The sequence below is a fragment of the Phocaeicola sp. RTP21359st1_B8_RTP21360_211022 genome, from assembly GCF_040911965.1.
Lineage (GTDB): Bacteria > Bacteroidota > Bacteroidia > Bacteroidales > Bacteroidaceae > Phocaeicola > Phocaeicola vulgatus.
In genome coordinates this window covers 117,647-133,557 of record NZ_JBDFXP010000006.1, presented here as the reverse complement: position 1 = coordinate 133,557, position 15,911 = coordinate 117,647, and the positions used below count along the sequence as shown (strand labels likewise).

Annotated in this window: 26 protein-coding genes; all 26 read right to left on the bottom strand. The window is 52.0% G+C overall.

Going from position 1 to position 15,911, the window contains the following annotated elements; genetic code table 11:
• Positions 1-129: 129 nt before the first annotated feature.
• A complete protein-coding gene (locus AB5062_RS04835) occupies positions 130-798 on the bottom strand; it encodes a hypothetical protein (protein WP_004293660.1) in 669 nt (222 codons plus the stop codon).
• Between the two features lie 81 nt (positions 799-879).
• Positions 880-1,470: a tyrosine-type recombinase/integrase gene (locus tag AB5062_RS04830; protein WP_004293659.1), complete on the bottom strand. Its 591-nt coding sequence runs from the start codon at positions 1,468-1,470 to the stop codon at positions 880-882.
• A gap of 11 nt (positions 1,471-1,481) precedes the next feature.
• Complete coding sequence (locus AB5062_RS04825) at positions 1,482-2,381, bottom strand: DUF932 domain-containing protein (protein ID WP_004293658.1); 900 nt, start codon at positions 2,379-2,381, stop codon at positions 1,482-1,484.
• A 69-nt stretch (positions 2,382-2,450) separates the two neighbouring features.
• Positions 2,451-3,212, bottom strand: a complete 762-nt coding sequence (locus AB5062_RS04820) for a hypothetical protein (RefSeq protein ID WP_017140898.1) — start codon at positions 3,210-3,212, stop codon at positions 2,451-2,453.
• Between the two features lie 2 nt (positions 3,213-3,214).
• On the bottom strand, positions 3,215-4,027 hold the full coding sequence (locus AB5062_RS04815) for a hypothetical protein (protein WP_008860793.1): 813 nt from the start codon (positions 4,025-4,027) through the stop codon (positions 3,215-3,217).
• A 21-nt stretch (positions 4,028-4,048) separates the two neighbouring features.
• Complete coding sequence (locus AB5062_RS04810) at positions 4,049-4,264, bottom strand: hypothetical protein (protein ID WP_127075368.1); 216 nt, start codon at positions 4,262-4,264, stop codon at positions 4,049-4,051.
• Positions 4,265-4,279: 15 nt separating this feature from the next.
• Complete coding sequence (locus AB5062_RS04805; protein WP_127075370.1) at positions 4,280-4,816, bottom strand: hypothetical protein; 537 nt, start codon at positions 4,814-4,816, stop codon at positions 4,280-4,282.
• Between the two features lie 2 nt (positions 4,817-4,818).
• Positions 4,819-5,841 (bottom strand): hypothetical protein, encoded by a 1,023-nt coding sequence (locus AB5062_RS04800; RefSeq protein ID WP_004293653.1) that lies wholly within the window; start codon positions 5,839-5,841, stop codon positions 4,819-4,821.
• 59 nt (positions 5,842-5,900) lie between these two features.
• The gene (locus AB5062_RS04795) at positions 5,901-6,110 is read right to left on the bottom strand and encodes a hypothetical protein (RefSeq protein WP_004293652.1); all 210 of its coding nucleotides are present in this window, start codon (positions 6,108-6,110) and stop codon (positions 5,901-5,903) included.
• A gap of 1 nt (position 6,111) precedes the next feature.
• The gene (locus tag AB5062_RS04790; RefSeq protein WP_004293651.1) at positions 6,112-6,330 is read right to left on the bottom strand and encodes a hypothetical protein; all 219 of its coding nucleotides are present in this window, start codon (positions 6,328-6,330) and stop codon (positions 6,112-6,114) included.
• Between the two features lie 51 nt (positions 6,331-6,381).
• On the bottom strand, positions 6,382-6,729 hold the full coding sequence (locus AB5062_RS04785) for a hypothetical protein (protein ID WP_008143041.1): 348 nt from the start codon (positions 6,727-6,729) through the stop codon (positions 6,382-6,384).
• Positions 6,729-7,661 (bottom strand): hypothetical protein, encoded by a 933-nt coding sequence (locus AB5062_RS04780; protein WP_127075374.1) that lies wholly within the window; start codon positions 7,659-7,661, stop codon positions 6,729-6,731. Before AB5062_RS04780 ends, AB5062_RS04785 begins: the two co-directional genes overlap by 1 nt.
• Positions 7,642-7,878 carry a hypothetical protein gene (locus AB5062_RS04775; protein ID WP_004322721.1) on the bottom strand — a complete coding sequence of 79 codons (237 nt, stop codon included), beginning with the start codon at positions 7,876-7,878 and terminating at the stop codon, positions 7,642-7,644. Before AB5062_RS04775 ends, AB5062_RS04780 begins: the two co-directional genes overlap by 20 nt.
• 33 nt (positions 7,879-7,911) lie before the next feature.
• Complete coding sequence (locus tag AB5062_RS04770; RefSeq protein WP_008143037.1) at positions 7,912-8,496, bottom strand: hypothetical protein; 585 nt, start codon at positions 8,494-8,496, stop codon at positions 7,912-7,914.
• Positions 8,497-8,507: 11 nt separating this feature from the next.
• Entirely contained in the window at positions 8,508-8,960 is a 453-nt protein-coding gene (locus tag AB5062_RS04765) for a hypothetical protein (protein WP_229101415.1), read from the bottom strand.
• Between the two features lie 286 nt (positions 8,961-9,246).
• On the bottom strand, positions 9,247-9,534 hold the full coding sequence (locus AB5062_RS04760; protein ID WP_004322729.1) for a hypothetical protein: 288 nt from the start codon (positions 9,532-9,534) through the stop codon (positions 9,247-9,249).
• Between the two features lie 12 nt (positions 9,535-9,546).
• Positions 9,547-9,726 (bottom strand): hypothetical protein, encoded by a 180-nt coding sequence (locus AB5062_RS04755; RefSeq protein WP_004322731.1) that lies wholly within the window; start codon positions 9,724-9,726, stop codon positions 9,547-9,549.
• A 362-nt stretch (positions 9,727-10,088) separates the two neighbouring features.
• Positions 10,089-11,177, bottom strand: a complete 1,089-nt coding sequence (locus tag AB5062_RS04750) for a ubiquitin carboxyl-hydrolase (RefSeq protein WP_117899595.1) — start codon at positions 11,175-11,177, stop codon at positions 10,089-10,091.
• Positions 11,174-11,653 (bottom strand): hypothetical protein, encoded by a 480-nt coding sequence (locus tag AB5062_RS04745; RefSeq protein ID WP_004293642.1) that lies wholly within the window; start codon positions 11,651-11,653, stop codon positions 11,174-11,176. Before AB5062_RS04745 ends, AB5062_RS04750 begins: the two co-directional genes overlap by 4 nt.
• A gap of 177 nt (positions 11,654-11,830) precedes the next feature.
• Complete coding sequence (locus tag AB5062_RS04740; protein ID WP_240648700.1) at positions 11,831-12,202, bottom strand: hypothetical protein; 372 nt, start codon at positions 12,200-12,202, stop codon at positions 11,831-11,833.
• A gap of 322 nt (positions 12,203-12,524) precedes the next feature.
• The gene (locus AB5062_RS04735) at positions 12,525-13,787 is read right to left on the bottom strand and encodes an RNA-directed DNA polymerase (protein ID WP_117917423.1); all 1,263 of its coding nucleotides are present in this window, start codon (positions 13,785-13,787) and stop codon (positions 12,525-12,527) included.
• Positions 13,780-14,448, bottom strand: coding sequence for a hypothetical protein (locus AB5062_RS04730; protein ID WP_004293640.1), 669 nt, complete (start codon positions 14,446-14,448; stop codon positions 13,780-13,782). The genes AB5062_RS04735 and AB5062_RS04730 overlap by 8 nt, the downstream gene beginning before the upstream one ends.
• A 13-nt stretch (positions 14,449-14,461) precedes the next feature.
• Positions 14,462-15,109 carry a hypothetical protein gene (locus AB5062_RS04725; protein WP_004293639.1) on the bottom strand — a complete coding sequence of 216 codons (648 nt, stop codon included), beginning with the start codon at positions 15,107-15,109 and terminating at the stop codon, positions 14,462-14,464.
• A 28-nt stretch (positions 15,110-15,137) separates the two neighbouring features.
• Positions 15,138-15,383: a hypothetical protein gene (locus AB5062_RS04720; protein WP_004293638.1), complete on the bottom strand. Its 246-nt coding sequence runs from the start codon at positions 15,381-15,383 to the stop codon at positions 15,138-15,140.
• Between the two features lie 12 nt (positions 15,384-15,395).
• Positions 15,396-15,575: a hypothetical protein gene (locus AB5062_RS04715; RefSeq protein WP_004293637.1), complete on the bottom strand. Its 180-nt coding sequence runs from the start codon at positions 15,573-15,575 to the stop codon at positions 15,396-15,398.
• A gap of 10 nt (positions 15,576-15,585) precedes the next feature.
• Positions 15,586-15,906: a hypothetical protein gene (locus AB5062_RS04710; protein ID WP_004303957.1), complete on the bottom strand. Its 321-nt coding sequence runs from the start codon at positions 15,904-15,906 to the stop codon at positions 15,586-15,588.
• Between the last annotated feature and the right edge of the window lie 5 nt (positions 15,907-15,911).

Genomic DNA, 15,911 nt, shown 5'->3' with positions numbered 1-15,911 from the left:
ATAGTGCTATCTCTTGTTGTTGAAGTATAGCCGGGTCGTCCTTCTTTCGATTGACAGTCCGGCTTGAAAATTATGATTTACAGAAGTCTTCGGACTGGTATCCGGCCATGTCCGGTACGGAACCGCGTGTCATTCCGTCCTGTCGTCTTCCCGTCTTTTCATTTTCAGTTCCCTGCCGGTTGCCGTGCGGCAGAGCGGCAGTTTCCCGGAAGCGGTTTGCTTGCATCCCTCGACGAGCCGTCCTTCGGACACCATTTTCCCGTACATTTCCCTGATATAACGGTATGCCGGGGAGGTGTTCGAATAAACGGACTTCCCACGGAGTGTCTTGACACGCAGCTTTTCGACGAGTATTTCCAGCACCTGCTCCCGGCTCTTGTACAGGTTCCGGCGCTTGGTGCGGAAGGCGTCGAGAAAGACACCCCCGATAGTCATGTCATGAGTCTTGTGGTAATACGCGAGTTCTTCCTCCTCCGTCAGGTCGAGAATCTCGCCGTAAGTGTCAGTACGTAGGTACCGGAAGGTCGTTCCTTGTGCCAGAATCTTCTCGATAAGCTCCATGTGCTCTTTAAGAACAGGGCCCGATAACGATTGGGGATGACAGTACAGGCATGTCTTTCCGAGATACACCTCGGGACAACCGTCTTTGTATTTGTTTTCCTTGATGCTGAACCCTGTTTCCGTGAAAAGGCGCTTTACCTCGTCGAAGAAGCGTCCGGCTTTCTCTTCCGGCATGCGACCGCCGTCATAGCCGGACTCGACGCGGAAGTATGTGTCGATATATATCGGTGTGTCCATTTACAGTTCTGATTTTGATATGTTATATAAAGCATAGCCCGGAACCTCCCGCTCGGGTTCCGGGCATCGTTGAAAATATTCTCATAGACGTATGGAATCGAACACTTTGTCGATGTCCTCCTGCGCCAGCCCGATGTAGCGCCGGGTGGTTTCCAGGTTGGAATGGCGGAATATCTGGTTGAGCAGGATCAGGCCCTCGGCCGAGCGTCCCATCAGCTCGTAGACATAGCGCCCGAAAGTCTTGCGGAAGGTATGTGTGGAGAATGCCCTGATCGGCAGCCTGTACCTTACCTTGAATACCTTGAGCAGCCTGTTGATGTATTCCAGCGAGTAAGGTTTCCCGGTACGCGGGCTGAGAAAGATGTACTGTTCGGGGGCGGGTTGTCCGAGCATCTCGTACAGGAAACGGTTCTTCTCCTGCACGTCCCTGTTGAACTTGATCAGGCGGTTTTTCTTTGTTTTCTGCTCGATGCGGGTCATGGTGCTTTTTCCTAAGATGTCTTTCCAGCGCAGGGTCCTCACGTCGGAGGCCCTGCATGCCGTGCAGAACGACAGCCAGCAGTAGGTCTCCCACAGGTACTCGCCGTCCTTCTCAAGCCCGCGGACCAGCCTGTTATATTCCGCTATGGGCAGGTAGTCGGCTGTCGTCAGTTGTCCCTTGATTCTTGTCACGTGGCAGCCTTTTAAGATTCCGGCAACCCTTCCGAGAGCATCAGCTCGGCCAGCGCCCCGTTCTGGGGAATCATGGCCGGAATGTCCGTACGTCCGGGCTTGTAGATTTCGGTTGCCACGTTATAGATATCCCACGCCGTGAGCGTCTTCTTCTCTTCGGTGAGTTTGAGCAGGTCCTCGGTGAAGATGGAAATCTGGGACTGGTTCAGGGGATAGGTCTCCACCTTGGACGAAAGACGCTTGTCGGAACTGTCATGCGATACGCGCAATGCTGTCAGCAATCCGATGTAGGCGTACATCTCCACCGGGGTAATTACTTTCGCTTTCAGGCGGCGGATGCGTTCCCTGTCCTCGTTCATCTGTACCTCGAAGTTCGAGAGCCACTCGTCTACACGACCGAAAAGCTCTTCGGTGGTGACTTTGTCTTTCCCGTAGTTCGACACACTGCGTTCGGGGGAGAGGATGCACTGGTTGTGGCACACCCTGACGCACGGGCCGATGGCCGCCTGGATGCCGTCCTGATGGAAGGCGATGACAAGCGTCGTGGTCAGCTCGTCCGTTTCCCATTCCTTAATGCGGATGGTCGTATAAACGCGGCGCAGGATATGCGCCTCGACGGCCATCGCCCCGTACTTTTGTTCCACCTGGGGCAGGACGACCACGCCGGGCTGTGCCTTGTTCTTGTTCTGGGCGGCGAAGATTTCCTCCACCTCGTAATTCAGGTTGTGTTTCTGGCAGATGTCCGCCATGCGCTCTATCACCTCGTAATGGTAGATTCCCTTGAGCGGGTTGCCATAGATGTCATTTTCCTTGTGTGTGCGCCGGAGCGTGTCGAGCGTCATCACCTCGACGTTGTTGTTCTGGAAATCGAACTGCACGGGGGCGGCCGTTGTTGCTAATGCTGTTGCCATAATGATTGATATTAAAAAAGTTATACAATAAGAAAGGCGGTGAACCGTTGTCCATCGCCTTTCCGGAATTCATTTTGCGGTTTCAGGCAGGTAACGCCTGCATATCAGGTCCGTGATACTCGGGTAATACACGTTGCCATAAGTTCCGTATGGTCCGAAACGGGCAAGGAAGCGGAAGTAAAAATCTACCGGACGCCGGTAGCTCGTCTGTATTTTGGTTTTCAGCAGGCGGTAGGCGTACTCGTCAGAATTTTCCACCTTGACCTTGCGTCCGTTGAAATAATAGTTTCCCTCCTTATCTGAAGAAAACGATACCTCTTCCTTTGCCGGACGCTCGCCGGCAACGACCCTGAAGAAGTCCTCCAGGGAGCGGCAATCCTGGTATTCTACCGGAATCGTGTCGCCCTCTCGCAGTTTCACGTCCAGTTTGTCAAGCAGTGTCTTGATGGCGGGCGTGTAGATATTTTCGGATTGGAAGCATCTTGTATCCCGCCAGTATTTCTCGAAAAGAGAGCCGGTTTCAAGGAGTAGGAACAGGGTTTCACGCGCTGTCTGCGGTTTATCGGCCAGATACGGAATATACTCGGTCACCAGTATGGAAAGTGAAAGATACTCCTCCGGTTGCAGTTCGCTCTTCTGGTGCAGGTTACAGTGCCTCTCGAGCAGGGAGTCGATGTCGGCTTCCCGCAAGCTTTCGTCCGTCCATACCAGGCAACCTTCTTTCTTGCAGGCGGGACATTTATCCGCTCCATACGGCAGGAGCATCACCTTGCCGCAATCGGAACAGGTGACCAGGTCGCCTCGTTCCGTATAAACATCTACCGTTTCCATTCTCAATCCTCCGCGTAAGGCCATTCAAGGCAGCAGTCATTGCATACGGCCACGCCCTCGTCACTCAGAATGTCAATATCTGTGCCCCCACATTCGGGGCATACCGGTGCCTTTTTCTTGTCCATTCGTCGCTCTGCCGCTTCTTCCGTCAGAAGCAGCGGCACCCAGTATGCCGATGTGCCGAAATCCCGTATCCCGTTTTCATCCTGTATGGGTTCACAACCTTTCGTTCCCATGTATTTCTGGGAGTCCGGCCAACACACGGCACGGTAACACTTGTCCCGTTCGGGAGATTTGCCGGTATGGCGTATATAGTCTTCCTCGGGCACGTAAAGCGCCCCGTTGTCCCCGCTTCCCCATGCCGGATAACCGGTTCCTTCTTCCTCGAAAGGAGCACTTTCCTCGGGAAATTCCACGAGTGCATATAACTTGTCATCCCATGCCAGGGAACACTCGCCGCAGTGGAACCGACTTTCGTGAATATCATAACGGATATTTTCCGAATTGCATTTCGGACAGATAATGTCTTTTGTTTTTACTTTCGGGAAACTCAGGATTTCTCCGGCAATGATTTCCATGCTGGGCCAGAACAACTGTTCGCAGTAATCGTCGGCCATCTTTTCCGCCAGATTCTGCATGTCGTCATCGCTGATCTTTTCCACATCGAAACCTTGTCCTTCCAGGTCATCGCGGTGGACGGACGTGATAGGGAAATACCCGGCGTTCAGCTCCCGGATAAATTGTCTTTCCTCTTCTGTCGGTTCGGGTAAGTTGTTGAAATATTCCCTGAGCCGTTGATAAAGTTCTCTTACCATAATTATATTCCTGTTTTTAATCTAATATCCACCAGTCGAGGACCAGTAGTTCCGGTCCATGATTTTTTCAAGTTCGAGGTCGGAACGGTCTTTCCAGAGGTCGAAGTCATCAAGGAGCTCCGTTCCGTCCTCCAGAGAAAGCACAGTATCCTCATTGTCAAACAGATAGACTTGTATGTCATATCCGGACGGATAACGGTTTTCCCGGATGATTTCTTCTGCAATTTCCTTGTCCATTCGGTTGCCATTTTTTCAGTTCGCCGGTATTGTAACCGGATTCATTTGTTTTGTCTTTTCCTTGTAAAACCTGTCGATGGCAAGGAAGTAGTCCTCCGCATCCCAATCAGTGCCCGCATGCTCAGTCTCGAATTCTTCCGCCCACTGGACGATCTCGGCATTGACGGCACGGGAGTCCCTGTCCTCCCACAGGTTGTCCGCCCCGGCATTGTAGGCAAGGTCCACGACAGCCTCCTGCAACTTGTTGTAGCCGTTACACTCTCTACCGTTGGAACGCAACCATAAGTCCACGTCGACGGCATCCTCTTCCGTCGTCCCATTGTGCAGGCACAGGCACTGCCCGTTGCCGTTATGGCATACGAGGATCGGCCGTTTGGTGTCGGGGCATATCCGTACCAGCAGCTCATTGGCGGCAAGTGTTTCCGTATCATGCCCATTGAGCATTGCAGGAAGCGCCTGGCTGACCAGACTCAGGATTTCCTGTTCCTCCTTTGTCCCGGACGGCTTGGAAGCCAACAGGTTCTGTATGCGTTTAAGAAGATTGTAAATCATAATCAGCAGTCATTATGTTCTTTCCAGATTTTACGTTTCTCGTCATAGCCCTTGTTTTCCCACCATTCATTGCAGGTTTCGGCAAACCCCTGATGGTTGTCTCCGGCCGGACACTTGTCCTGACGGCAACCCGTGATCTGTTCCATTTGATTTGCGTCCAACGAGTTCCACCATTCCTCCATGCGTTCTTTGAACTCTTTTAAAGTACAGAATGGCTGATGGTCCTCGCATTCGTCGCACCAGTTATCATAGCGGTCTATACCCGTGGTACCGATGAATGTACGGGCATTCGGATCCACCCATGCCTGGGTCTGTATATTGTCTGAACCGCACCCCTCGCATACGACAATCTCGTCGTCATTGACATCAGCGGAGATGAACCCGTGTTCTTCCAGCCAGTGGGCAATCTCAAGCAATCCCTCGGTCTGTACCTGTCCGATGGGCTCATCGAAATCCTCGCCGGCTTCGCCGTTGAGCGTGCAGAGCAGTTTGCCGTTCCCGTCGATGAAAAGTTCATAAACGGTCGCACTTTCATAACCGCCGTATCCGTAAAAAGCGGAATTGTGGACCACCACTATCGGGGAGGTTTCATACTCCGCTGATTCCGCCTCCCGGTAATGTACGCCGCAGTTGCGGTAGAACGTGCCGATGATGTTGTTCTCCTTCTTCACGGCGTCGCGGATTTTCTCCATAAGTGATCTTCTGATGGAGATGATACTGAGGTGCGCATAATCCTTACGGAGACGTCTGTACACTTCCTGCTCGAAGTTGCCTCGAACAGAGTCGAAAGGGGATACGCCGGCGTTCTCCCGGATATATTTGTCCTCGTTAAAGTTGTAGCGCCGGCAGACAATATTCTTGACGCGGCGGAATTCCTCTCCGGCAAATTTGAGGATACTGTTCTCGCCTAGCGAAGTCGGAAAATAGCAGCGGGGCATGTGCACTGTCATTTCACGGTAAAGTGTGTCATCGTCTTCCGGAAAGGTTCTGTCTGTTTCCGGCTTTGTAGGTTTTTCCTGTTCCATGTTGCTTGTTTTTTATCTGTAGTTGAACAATTTCCGGTTTGCCGCCCGTTGCATGGCGGTCACCATATTCTTATGTCATAATCTTTAAAATAGTATTCCAACTCTTTTAATCCTTCCAAAGAGTGCAGCTCGTTCTTTCCGGTCACTTCGATGTCGACGGATACTGCATTTTCATCTTTGATGTTTACTTTGGCATTGTCAAATACGCATCTTACATATTCTGCAATGCATGAGGCAGGCAGGTCGTTTTTTACAATATTAAGTACCATATTATTTATTGTTCATTAAATGTTTGCTACGTCCATAAACCGGGCACCGCTTGCGGTATCTGCATTCGCCCCGGGCCGCGTCGGTATGCGCCCGGTGCCATTCATCCCAGCTCTTCACTCCATTGTCTGTAAGGAATATGATCAGTTGCATGCAGCAGAAACCGCGTTCCTCACGTTTCCGGTCATGAAGGTTGGCCAGCCCGTTATCTTTAGGTTTCATACAGGTTTGATGTTACGGCAGGTTTGCTCGAAACGCCTTCATGGCATATCATTAAAACCATGAGACATGCACATAGGCATCGCTTTGGTCACTGCCGTTGATTAGACAATCGAGTACTTCGATAAACTTTTCCCGGTCCATCCCGACCTTTGCCAGGCAGGAATAAAATTCTTCGGCATTCTGCCGGAAGGTTTCATCCTGTTCTGAGATATGTTTTCTTAGCTGCTGCAGACCCGAACGGGCTATTTCGAAGTCATCGGTATAGGCGTCTTCTGCGGAGTTATCAACTTCGAACATTGTCAGGATATCATAAAAGATATCCTGACCGTCCCCGCCATACATACCCGGATATTTGTATTCGATTTGCCAAACTCTGGCTACATGTAGTTTTCTGGCCATTATCTTTTCATTTTTCGGATTTGTTGTCTTATGCAGTGCAGCATCAATTCGATACCACGGATGCTTTCCTCATTCTCTTTCAGTTTGTAATAGTAGGCGTTCGCTTCGTCGTAGTCTTCCCGTGCCTTGCGCAATCTGCATTCCTTGGCGTCACGGACCTGTTCATGGGACAGGTCGTAACCGATGAACTCGTCCATGAAACAGGAAACCGTACGCCCGTAATAGTGGTCCGTGCGGGTTTCCACCGCAGTACGGATGATGTCGTCGCACCGCCTTCCGAGTGTCCGGAGTACGTCGCTGATATGCCGGTCATGGTACTCGTAACCGAAGAAACGGGTATACCACTCGTGTTCCTGCCGGTTTGTCTTCCCCGCGTAATACTCGTACCATTGGGCGTCGCACTTGGTGTGCCTCTGGGTAACCTTGAATATGGCATACTCTTCACCGATCCATGTAAAACGTGAGAGTATCTCACTCGCTTCTTCCTCATAGTAGCTATCCCGCCAATTCAATTCTTCGGTCTGGCTGAGCGGGAGGAATGACTGTTTGGTGATCCACTGCCCGAAACCTTTGTGCGTGACATGCGGAAGCACTTTCACGACCTTGCTCCATGCCTCGTTGCAGGCTTCATCCAGTGAAGGGAAACTTTCAGGAAAGCGTTCCCTGTCCGTTCCGTCTCGCAACACCCCGTTCCAATCTTTGTCGCAGACAATGAGGGTGAGGTCCTCCCTCACATGGCAGTCGCGTTCGCAATAGCCGTAGGGAGCATCGCAGAGCGTGTACCACTCCTTCGGTCCATAACCGTCGTCACGTCCCAGATAGCGTCTGGGCTTACCCTTCTCTGTCTGCACCTCCCACACTTCCGTGCAGTTTCCACGGTCGATATGGTGCAGGCGTACCCTGATTTCCTTGTTATCTCGTTTTTCTTCCATGTCGTTCATTTTTAGTATGGCCTGTCTTTTTCTTTTCGAGAATCCGGTAGATTTCTTCAAGGTCATGCTCATTGTCTATCGGTTGCCCGTATTCCGTATCCACGATGACCACCCTGGCATTGGCCAGGTGACATCCTGCTATCGTCTTGTCATAGTCGCTCCATTCAGGATTGATTTCTGTTACCGTGTCAAATTCAAGTCCGTATGATGTCTTCATTGTATTTCCAGTTATTATGCGTATTTTTCTATTTTATGCTGCCGCTTTGTTCTGCCCGTCGATAATATGCCTGCATTCGGCTTCCAGTTCTTTCATACATTCCGTACCATAGAATCCCCAACAACTGTCCAGTTCATTGTCATCGTCACTTTCCGGCATGATGCGATACCCGAAAACTTCCCCGGTATAGTAGTTGTCAAGGGTACTGATTTCGTCTTGCAGGTATCCCTCGATCCGCTTCCTGCGTTTCGCGGTGATGTTCTTCCACCCGTATTCCCGGCGCACCTTGTCCAACGGTACCGCGATGATTCCGAAAAATCCGGAATCCCACGGGCAGCTGAACGGCGAGGTGGATATTGTAATGCCGCCATGGTCGTAGAGGTAGACCGGCAGGGCGATATATTCCTTCAGGAACGATTCCCGGAAATTTCCGATATGCCCTTCAAAAACCTTGTCGATATCGAAGTGGTCATCAAACTCCTTCTCCGGGCGGTAGCGACGATGTGCCGTATAAAGCGTACCGAGATTGTCATACGCTTCACGCGGGCTTCGGGCGTCATCATCATAATAGATGTTGATGCGATACCCGTTATATTTGATTTGATTATATAGATTCATTTGCCTGGGTATTATGTTTTGTTACAAAGTCTTACAAATTGTTCCGTAATCTCGTCCCGCTCGAACTCGTCGCAGTTCAGGTCGAAGAATATACCCGAAGCCGCGAGCATGTCACGGGCTTCTCCGTAGGTAAGGTCGTTCCTGTGCCTGTATCTGTCCACCATATCCCGATGTTCGGCTTCCGCCCGGTCGTGCAGCCTCATTTTATACTGCCTGTACCATGCGGGGAACTGTTCCTTGGAAACCATATGTTCCAGCTGCAAGTCCCGGTATCTTCCCGGTGCCAGCAGGATGTGGCTGTCAATGTAGGACTTCGCCTCGGCTATGATTCCCTCCCTGGTGAAGGGACGGTGGGAGCGTGCCGTGAAATGCACCCATCCACCATGCAACGGGTGTTCGATTTCAATCTGCACACCCTGCCTCCTGACATGTACCACGATATAGGCGGTCTGGCCGGGGAACATATCGTCCTTGAGGCTCACTTCCCGGCAGGCCGGCGGGTCAACATGGATGTAGTGGTCCTGCCTTGCGCCCTCGAGGAACCTTTCAAGCTGCCGCATCGACTGGCAGTAGATGAATGTCCCCACGCGGCACTGGCCTCGGCGGATGTCGCCGTAATAGTACTTTCTTGCCCTTGCTCCGGTAATGCGGGACTCGTCCGATGCCTCGAAATAGCTCCGGTAGGTATCGTCCGTACGGCAGAAATCATATATTTCCTGAAAAGTCCTTGTTTTCATTTGTTACTCCTTTTTATGTATTGTCTTCTTCCGGCGGGGGAAATTCCCCCGTCCTGTAAAATATCTCTCCGAGACGGTCAGCCTGTTCCGCCAGACCTCTCTTCCGGACAGCCGACACGGCATCGCATGCGGCCTTTTCGTACATGCCCAGCAGTACCGCCTCGGGCAGGCGTTTCGTCCGCCACACCTCCTGTGCGGTGGCGAGCATCTCCACCTCGCAGCCCAGATGGGCGGCTGTGAGGATAATGACGGCATTGCCGATAAAGTTCGGTATGCGTTCTTCCTGTTGTTCTCCTTTCATTGTTCCGTGCCTTTAATCCGTTTCGAACTCGTCTTCATAGACCTCGATCTCCTTCCCGCTCTCGCAGATGCGTACCAGCCAGGTGTATTGGAGCCGTTCCAACAGCTCTATACGGCGATAGCCCTTGTAGGGCACTTTCAGCGTTGCAATGTCTCCCGGTTTCATGTCAGGCGGGTATTTCAAACTGGACATGGAAATGGAATTCGCTTATCAGGCTGCAGATCTGCGGTACTGATTTAGGATCCTCCCCGTAAGGGTAGAAGATGGTCCGGCAACGTGTCAGGCATCGGATACCCTGTTTTCGTAACCGGTACAGCAGGTAGGCCCTGCGTCGTAGTTGTTTCTTGCTCATCGTATAAAGGATTATGTCGTTTTGATTAGAATAGCGGTATGGTCGTCAAACAGGGGCATCTCTTTACGTTTTCGATGTAATGCCTCCATTGAAAGATGCTCATCTTGTGTTAACAGGGATGAGCATCATTTCAATGGAGGGAGTACTAATTTATTCTGACCCGCCACACCGTGCCGCCTACCGGGCGGATGGAGATGACGGCCTATTTCTTACGCCATGCCGCCATCTTCTTTTTGATGTTGATATTGTTGTCCGCCAGCATTTTTTTCAGGACTGCCAGCAACCGCCAGCCTTCTCCGTTTTTATACTCTTCCGCCTTGGCTGACAGGAACGCCAGTGACTGGTACTTGTCCAGACGCCGACCCCGGTCATTGACAGCCGTGCAACTGTGGAAACGAATCAGGTTCTGCATGGTAAAGAACGCCCCGGCTCCCTTATAGGCATCCATCCATGCCTTGCTTTGAGGAGTGCCCCATGGCAGCCGGATACGACGGTCATTGAACTGTCTGACCGCGTTGTAAAGCTGTGTGGCGTCCAACGCGTGCCTGATGTGGGTTATCGCGATGGAAAGCGGGTAGTACAGTTTGGATTGCAGGTCCTCCACGAAAATATTACGGCCGTGTATACGCTTGTAGGGAACTCCCTTGCATTTTCTTGTTTCCAGGTTGCCCACGTGTTTTTTCAGCGCGTTGACATAGTCGCTCGCGATGGCCAAAACCACATCACGGTTGAACCAGCGGTTTCTCTCGGCAAAACCCGTGATGTCCTTGTGTTCCATCTTCATCTGGGCGTGCAGCTCGTTCAAGAGCATTTTCCACTGGTAATCATAGCCTTTCCGGTGAATCATCTCGGTCACCCCTGCCGGCTCTTTTTCACGGTAATGCGTGTATGACATCATATGGAACATTTGTGCCATGACCCACCGGCGGAAGAGTCGGTTGTTGGGAACGGTACCCTGTGCCATGATGCTGCCGAATATCGGGTCGTTGTCATCCAGGATGGTAAGTTTCCCGTCTTTGTTGGAGGCGATATACTCGCCGCCCTCGGCTCCCTGCATGGCGAACAGGCAGCTCACGTCCACACCGGCACCGCGGAGTGCCTCGATACGCTCCCGCGCCCCTTTGGGAAGTCCGGCGGGAGAATTATGGCCGGCCACCACCGGATAGACGGTGCCCAAATCCGAATTCTTGCCGATAACGGTGCCCGTGGCGGCAAATTCCTTGTCCGCGATGGCGAATTCCGTGCCGCATCCGGGGCACAGGACTTTTGTTTCTTGTTTCTTTCTGCTCATTGTGAATTTGTTAATAGTTGATTACTTCCGGGTTCCACCCATTTTCTGAGTATCACCAGGTCCTTGTCTTTTTCGCTTTGCCAGAACCATTTGCCCATCGTTTCGGGATTCCATGTGAACCCGCCTATAATCCGGCAGAGGATATAGAATTCCAGCTCGAATTGCGCGGTATCCCGGTGTTGCCCGTACAGCATGTCCCCGTCCTCGAGGTCACTTTCGGGCAATGCCATGAAATACCGGCGGGACTTGCTCTGGCTGCGCTCCGATGGTATCGAATGTTTATAGCGGCGGTACAGCTCCTCCACATCCGTGAAAAAATCCCCGCAGCCGTACTCCGGCAACCACGGAGCGCCATCATACCTGCCGTTCCGTATCATGTGTCTCCCGTTTACTTTTAAACTTCTGGACTGGAAATCAATCCGGAAATTTGCGCCGTTCTCTATGGCGGTGACGGTTTCTCGGTAAATATCTTCCATTTTCTCACCTGTTTACAATTAATGGCACTCAAACCCCTGGCGCGTATCTTTATAGTCCTGATAAATACAGTAGGACTTCGGTCCTGAACCAGGTAGTAGCCTGGCTCAGGACCAAGCTTGAATACTGTATCTTGAATTTGGGTCCCTCGTGCATATGCGGTCGCGCTACCCTTCTGTTCAGGGGGGCTCATCCGGACGGCACATCCCTTTAAAAACCTGATACGGGCCGCGAGTACGGCTGGCCCCTGTGTCATCTGTCGTGTTAGCAGGAGATGACAAAGGTTCCAGCCGCGTAAATCGCGGCTCTGTTGAAATCCCGGCCTTGCCCCCTTTGTCCTGTGCTGTTCTTTTTGCGGTTCCCGGAATGCCGGCACGTTCCTTTACAGGTCCGATGTCTGCTGTGGCGGAAGCCGGAATGGCGCCGTCGTATAACGTTAGGGATACGACGGCGCGAGACGGGCTTATCGGGGACAGCAGGCTGAATCCATTCCCCCGAACCGCACGTTCCCGTGCTGGAAAAGACTGAAAGTTCTCATAATACCGGCACATGGCTTTATGCTTCCGATGTATCCCGCGTATGGGTCTTCTGCGGAGTCCGAAGGCGACGGTCAGCCGCCTTCAGACTCGGAAAGAAGACGTTGGTACGCGGGATGCCCAAACCTATTCCTTGAACTTTCCCGGTGTGCTCCGGTAACGGGTGCGGGACAGACGGCACATGACTTTAATTTCCCGATACATTACAGGCGCAGCCAGAATCGAGATGGGATTAACCGGGTGTTAGACCGGTTAATCTCGATATGGATTCTGGTTATAAGCCTGTAACGTTGAATAGCCTGCCCGTCCACCCGTTCTGCCGTGTGCCCGGCGTAACTTATAGCGATGCCACCAGCGTGTTGTACACCGCCCGGCTGGTCAGAAGGGCGTTACGCATGCAGCCGACAGTCAGGTAACCCGGTATGTCCCGGTCTGTTTTATCGCGGTTGGCCTTCACGTTGCGTCCCCGTCCCCGGACGATGCAGCCATCCGGTTTGGTTCGGACATATCCCAGACCGCCGATCTTGCACCTGCCCGTCTGAATGGCTCTAAAGCAGTCCATCACGAACTTGTTCAGCTCGTTGAGGTCACTCTTCACATTACAGACCGGCAATACCTGTATCGCCCAGCTGAACTCGCCCTTGTACAGGTAACGGTTCACGGCGTCCACGGCTTTTGCCAGTGTCGTGTCCCGGCAGCGGATTGTCCGCCGCTCGATCTCGTGCTGGAAGGTCTTGATGCGTGATGACGAGAGCGAGACCATGCCGCCCTTGATACTGAATCCTAAGAACTTGAACCAGACATCGGCTGCCAGGTATTCCACTTTCTTGGGATTTAGCTTCATGGATTTATCTTCCAGGCGTTTTTGGAGTGTGTCCATCGCTTTTTCATAATCCTTGCCGATAAAAAGCATATCGTCGGAATACCGGACGTAGTAGCCGTTCATTTGTGACAGTTCCCTGTCTAGGTCGTAGAGCAGTACATCCGCCAGCCAGCTAGCCACAGCACAACCCTGTTTCAAGGATTGATACTTGCTTTGCAACCGGTTATCTTCATCGAAATAGAGGTCCGAGTGGTAATATTTCCTAAGTACGTCTATCAGGGCAGACTGGCCGTGTTTGGCCTCCACCTTGTCGAACGCCTCGTCGATGAACCGTATCGGAACACTGTCGAAGTATTTGGAAAGGTCGGACTTCCAGCCCAGACAGCCGCTATTGCCGGTTTCTGTCATCCGGTGGCTGACTTCCGTAACTACCTTGCCGCACCCTATACCGGTCTGGTAGGACTTGCACGAAGAGTGCAGCATCTCCGGCATCAACTCGAAGAGCAGGTCGTTGGCGATACCCAGTACTACGCGGTCCATCGGCTCGTTTACGTACACTGTGCGGAACTCACCGTTGTCCTTGGGTATCTGCGCCGTGTGGGGAGGGGAAATCTCGTACTTTCCCCGGCGCATGGCATAGGCCATCGCCATACGGGTATGCTCGTCGGTCAGCCGAATAAGTTGGTCTTTCCTAATGTCTTTCAGCACGCCTTTCTCAATGGCCTTCGTCCACCGGCCTATGTCGAAGAACATTTGCAATATCTTGTCTTCATTCATGGCACTCAAAACTTTTTTGGGAAAGGATAAAATTCAGTATGTCCATGCCGGATTCTACGTCACATTCCTGCTCGTACTCCTCGCCCGTGTAGTAACTGTAACCCATGATGAAGATTTTCCCGTCTTTCCGGAGCGACGCGTTCGTGATGACCAGTTCCACGGGGTCACGGTCCACAACATGGAGATAGGTCGAGGATTGTTCACCGTTGTCATCAAGGCTGCCGCCACACTCGGAAAGCAGCTTCACGGACAGGGCGTAACATTTTTCATTCAGGGCTTTCTCCGCCACGTGATGGTTGTTCATCTCTTCCGTAAGTGTTCGGATGCGGTCACCGCGTCTCTGCTCGGGAACCGGTTCGAAAGCGGTTTCGAACATCCAGACAGGCATCCATTTATGGAAGACGGCGGGTCCCAAGCGGCATATGTAAACTTCATCGTTCTCTTTCTCCGTCTCCGGGATATCCATTCCCGAGGCTCGTGCTGCCGCTACGCTCATGCGCTCGAAACCGCCGAGGCAGGAAGGTGCCGACTTCAAACGGTAGGGACGGATGTTTCCTACAGGGACACCCATTGACATAAGTAGCATCCCCTTAAAAGTGTCGGTAACGGGAGTGGTTTGCTGTTTGTTCATTCTTTTATTCATTTTCTGGTCTTTGTACATACATTATGATTTCTCACGCATCCTCCGCAAGGGCCACAAGCCGCTCTTCCGGCAGCAGGAACTCCTCGTCCGTGAAGTAATAGCAGATTTTCCGGTCCACGGCCTCCGCCTCGTCCGATATGGGTGCGCCGTCTTTGCCGACCAGCACGTCTTGCAGACCCGTTACAGAGACCAGGGTTTTGTATTCCCCGCCCGTTCCACGGAACAGCGTCAGTTCCCTGACAAAATATTCCCTGTCATTCCATGTGATAATCTCAAACATTTCCTCCACTTCCGGGAACAGCCGGCACAGGACCGGAAACAGTTTGCAGGCATCGCTCCGGAGCATCAGGAAGACACATTCCATCAGGCATAGTCCGGCATCTTTGAGCATGGGCAGCAATACGTCCGTGCCTGCTCCGTTTGCCTCTGCCACTATCAGGGCTTTCCAGTATCCTTCCTGGAATGAGTCCGTCCAAGGGATGAGTTCGGCTGCCCTGACGGAATAAGAAACCGCGATTTCTTCCGGATTGTCCTCGTCCGTGGAAATCAGTCCTATTTTCGTGTCATCTTCGACAGGCTCCTTTACCGGCAGGCAGACTTTCATTTTCCGGAACGTGTCCGTGTCCTCGTCCGCCCAGTTGACAAAGCCGCCGAATCTTATAAAATCATATCTGCTCATTTGTCATTATTGTTTATTGTTATTTACCTTACAATTCTTCCGGTTCTCCATCGTTGATACTCCGGTAGAAACGGTCTCCGTCCGCCCACTTCTTGGCGGTGATAGCCAGCTCGAACGCTTCCTCTATGGAAAGGCCGTCGGCGGGAAGGGCATCAAGGAGTTCTCCCATGCATACGTCATTCTCGCGATACTCTTTCTGCACCTTTCCGAGTGTCATTCTGCCCTTGTCCGTCTTTTTACGCCACAAAAGCATCTGTTGTATCCAATTTTTCATGCGATTCTTTTATTAAAGGAAATCCTTGGCATAACTGCGGGCTTCATTGAAAGTGTTGAAGCCGATTCCACTCATGCAAGAGATTGCCCAGTATCTTAATTTCCTGCTTTCGGCACGGGCAAGATAGATTTGCCCGATACGAATCCCGTCTTTGAGAATGTCATGCCGCTTGTCTTTTGTAATCCGTACCATGTTCCGACATTCACTTGTCCATTTTCCAAAATCCGTAATCGGACCCGTCACCGAGATGAGCACCGAAATAGTACCCCTCCGGTGAGTAACTATCGAGCGTGTCGAACAGCGATTCCAGCAATCCCGCCGCGTCATCGCTGTTCCACCAGTCTGCTTCTTTGTCCTCCATGGCATGGGCGGGGATGGCATTCATCACCTGCACGTACTCCGGTGTGTCACGGATAACGTCCAAGAACGCCGGAATCAGGTCCTGCGTGCGCATCGTGCCGTGGGAGATACTCTCTCCCGGCACGGCATGGAGGCGGTTTTGTGTCCTCTCGTCTATGAACATGGCAT

What these genes read in the sequence shown, in the direction of transcription:
- AB5062_RS04835 (WP_004293660.1), bottom strand. Translation starts at nt 798, where the DNA reads ATGGACACACCGATATATATCGACACATACTTCCGCGTCGAGTCCGGC.
- AB5062_RS04750 (WP_117899595.1), bottom strand. Translation starts at nt 11,177, where the DNA reads ATGAGCAGAAAGAAACAAGAAACAAAAGTCCTGTGCCCCGGATGCGGC.
- AB5062_RS04770 (WP_008143037.1), bottom strand. Translation starts at nt 8,496, where the DNA reads ATGAATCTATATAATCAAATCAAATATAACGGGTATCGCATCAACATC.
- AB5062_RS04805 (WP_127075370.1), bottom strand. Translation starts at nt 4,816, where the DNA reads ATGATTTACAATCTTCTTAAACGCATACAGAACCTGTTGGCTTCCAAG.
- AB5062_RS04815 (WP_008860793.1), bottom strand. Translation starts at nt 4,027, where the DNA reads ATGGTAAGAGAACTTTATCAACGGCTCAGGGAATATTTCAACAACTTA.
- AB5062_RS04810 (WP_127075368.1), bottom strand. Translation starts at nt 4,264, where the DNA reads ATGGACAAGGAAATTGCAGAAGAAATCATCCGGGAAAACCGTTATCCG.
- AB5062_RS04775 (WP_004322721.1), bottom strand. Translation starts at nt 7,878, where the DNA reads ATGAAGACATCATACGGACTTGAATTTGACACGGTAACAGAAATCAAT.
- AB5062_RS04710 (WP_004303957.1), bottom strand. Translation starts at nt 15,906, where the DNA reads ATGTTCATAGACGAGAGGACACAAAACCGCCTCCATGCCGTGCCGGGA.
- AB5062_RS04785 (WP_008143041.1), bottom strand. Translation starts at nt 6,729, where the DNA reads ATGGCCAGAAAACTACATGTAGCCAGAGTTTGGCAAATCGAATACAAA.
- AB5062_RS04715 (WP_004293637.1), bottom strand. Translation starts at nt 15,575, where the DNA reads ATGGTACGGATTACAAAAGACAAGCGGCATGACATTCTCAAAGACGGG.
- AB5062_RS04740 (WP_240648700.1), bottom strand. Translation starts at nt 12,202, where the DNA reads ATGTGCCGGTATTATGAGAACTTTCAGTCTTTTCCAGCACGGGAACGT.
- AB5062_RS04755 (WP_004322731.1), bottom strand. Translation starts at nt 9,726, where the DNA reads ATGTCCAGTTTGAAATACCCGCCTGACATGAAACCGGGAGACATTGCA.
- AB5062_RS04720 (WP_004293638.1), bottom strand. Translation starts at nt 15,383, where the DNA reads ATGAAAAATTGGATACAACAGATGCTTTTGTGGCGTAAAAAGACGGAC.
- AB5062_RS04795 (WP_004293652.1), bottom strand. Translation starts at nt 6,110, where the DNA reads ATGGTACTTAATATTGTAAAAAACGACCTGCCTGCCTCATGCATTGCA.
- AB5062_RS04765 (WP_229101415.1), bottom strand. Translation starts at nt 8,960, where the DNA reads ATGTTCCCCGGCCAGACCGCCTATATCGTGGTACATGTCAGGAGGCAG.
- AB5062_RS04780 (WP_127075374.1), bottom strand. Translation starts at nt 7,661, where the DNA reads ATGGAAGAAAAACGAGATAACAAGGAAATCAGGGTACGCCTGCACCAT.
- AB5062_RS04825 (WP_004293658.1), bottom strand. Translation starts at nt 2,381, where the DNA reads ATGGCAACAGCATTAGCAACAACGGCCGCCCCCGTGCAGTTCGATTTC.
- AB5062_RS04730 (WP_004293640.1), bottom strand. Translation starts at nt 14,448, where the DNA reads ATGTACAAAGACCAGAAAATGAATAAAAGAATGAACAAACAGCAAACC.
- AB5062_RS04790 (WP_004293651.1), bottom strand. Translation starts at nt 6,330, where the DNA reads ATGAAACCTAAAGATAACGGGCTGGCCAACCTTCATGACCGGAAACGT.
- AB5062_RS04745 (WP_004293642.1), bottom strand. Translation starts at nt 11,653, where the DNA reads ATGGAAGATATTTACCGAGAAACCGTCACCGCCATAGAGAACGGCGCA.
- AB5062_RS04820 (WP_017140898.1), bottom strand. Translation starts at nt 3,212, where the DNA reads ATGGAAACGGTAGATGTTTATACGGAACGAGGCGACCTGGTCACCTGT.
- AB5062_RS04735 (WP_117917423.1), bottom strand. Translation starts at nt 13,787, where the DNA reads ATGAATGAAGACAAGATATTGCAAATGTTCTTCGACATAGGCCGGTGG.
- AB5062_RS04725 (WP_004293639.1), bottom strand. Translation starts at nt 15,109, where the DNA reads ATGAGCAGATATGATTTTATAAGATTCGGCGGCTTTGTCAACTGGGCG.
- AB5062_RS04760 (WP_004322729.1), bottom strand. Translation starts at nt 9,534, where the DNA reads ATGAAAGGAGAACAACAGGAAGAACGCATACCGAACTTTATCGGCAAT.
- AB5062_RS04800 (WP_004293653.1), bottom strand. Translation starts at nt 5,841, where the DNA reads ATGGAACAGGAAAAACCTACAAAGCCGGAAACAGACAGAACCTTTCCG.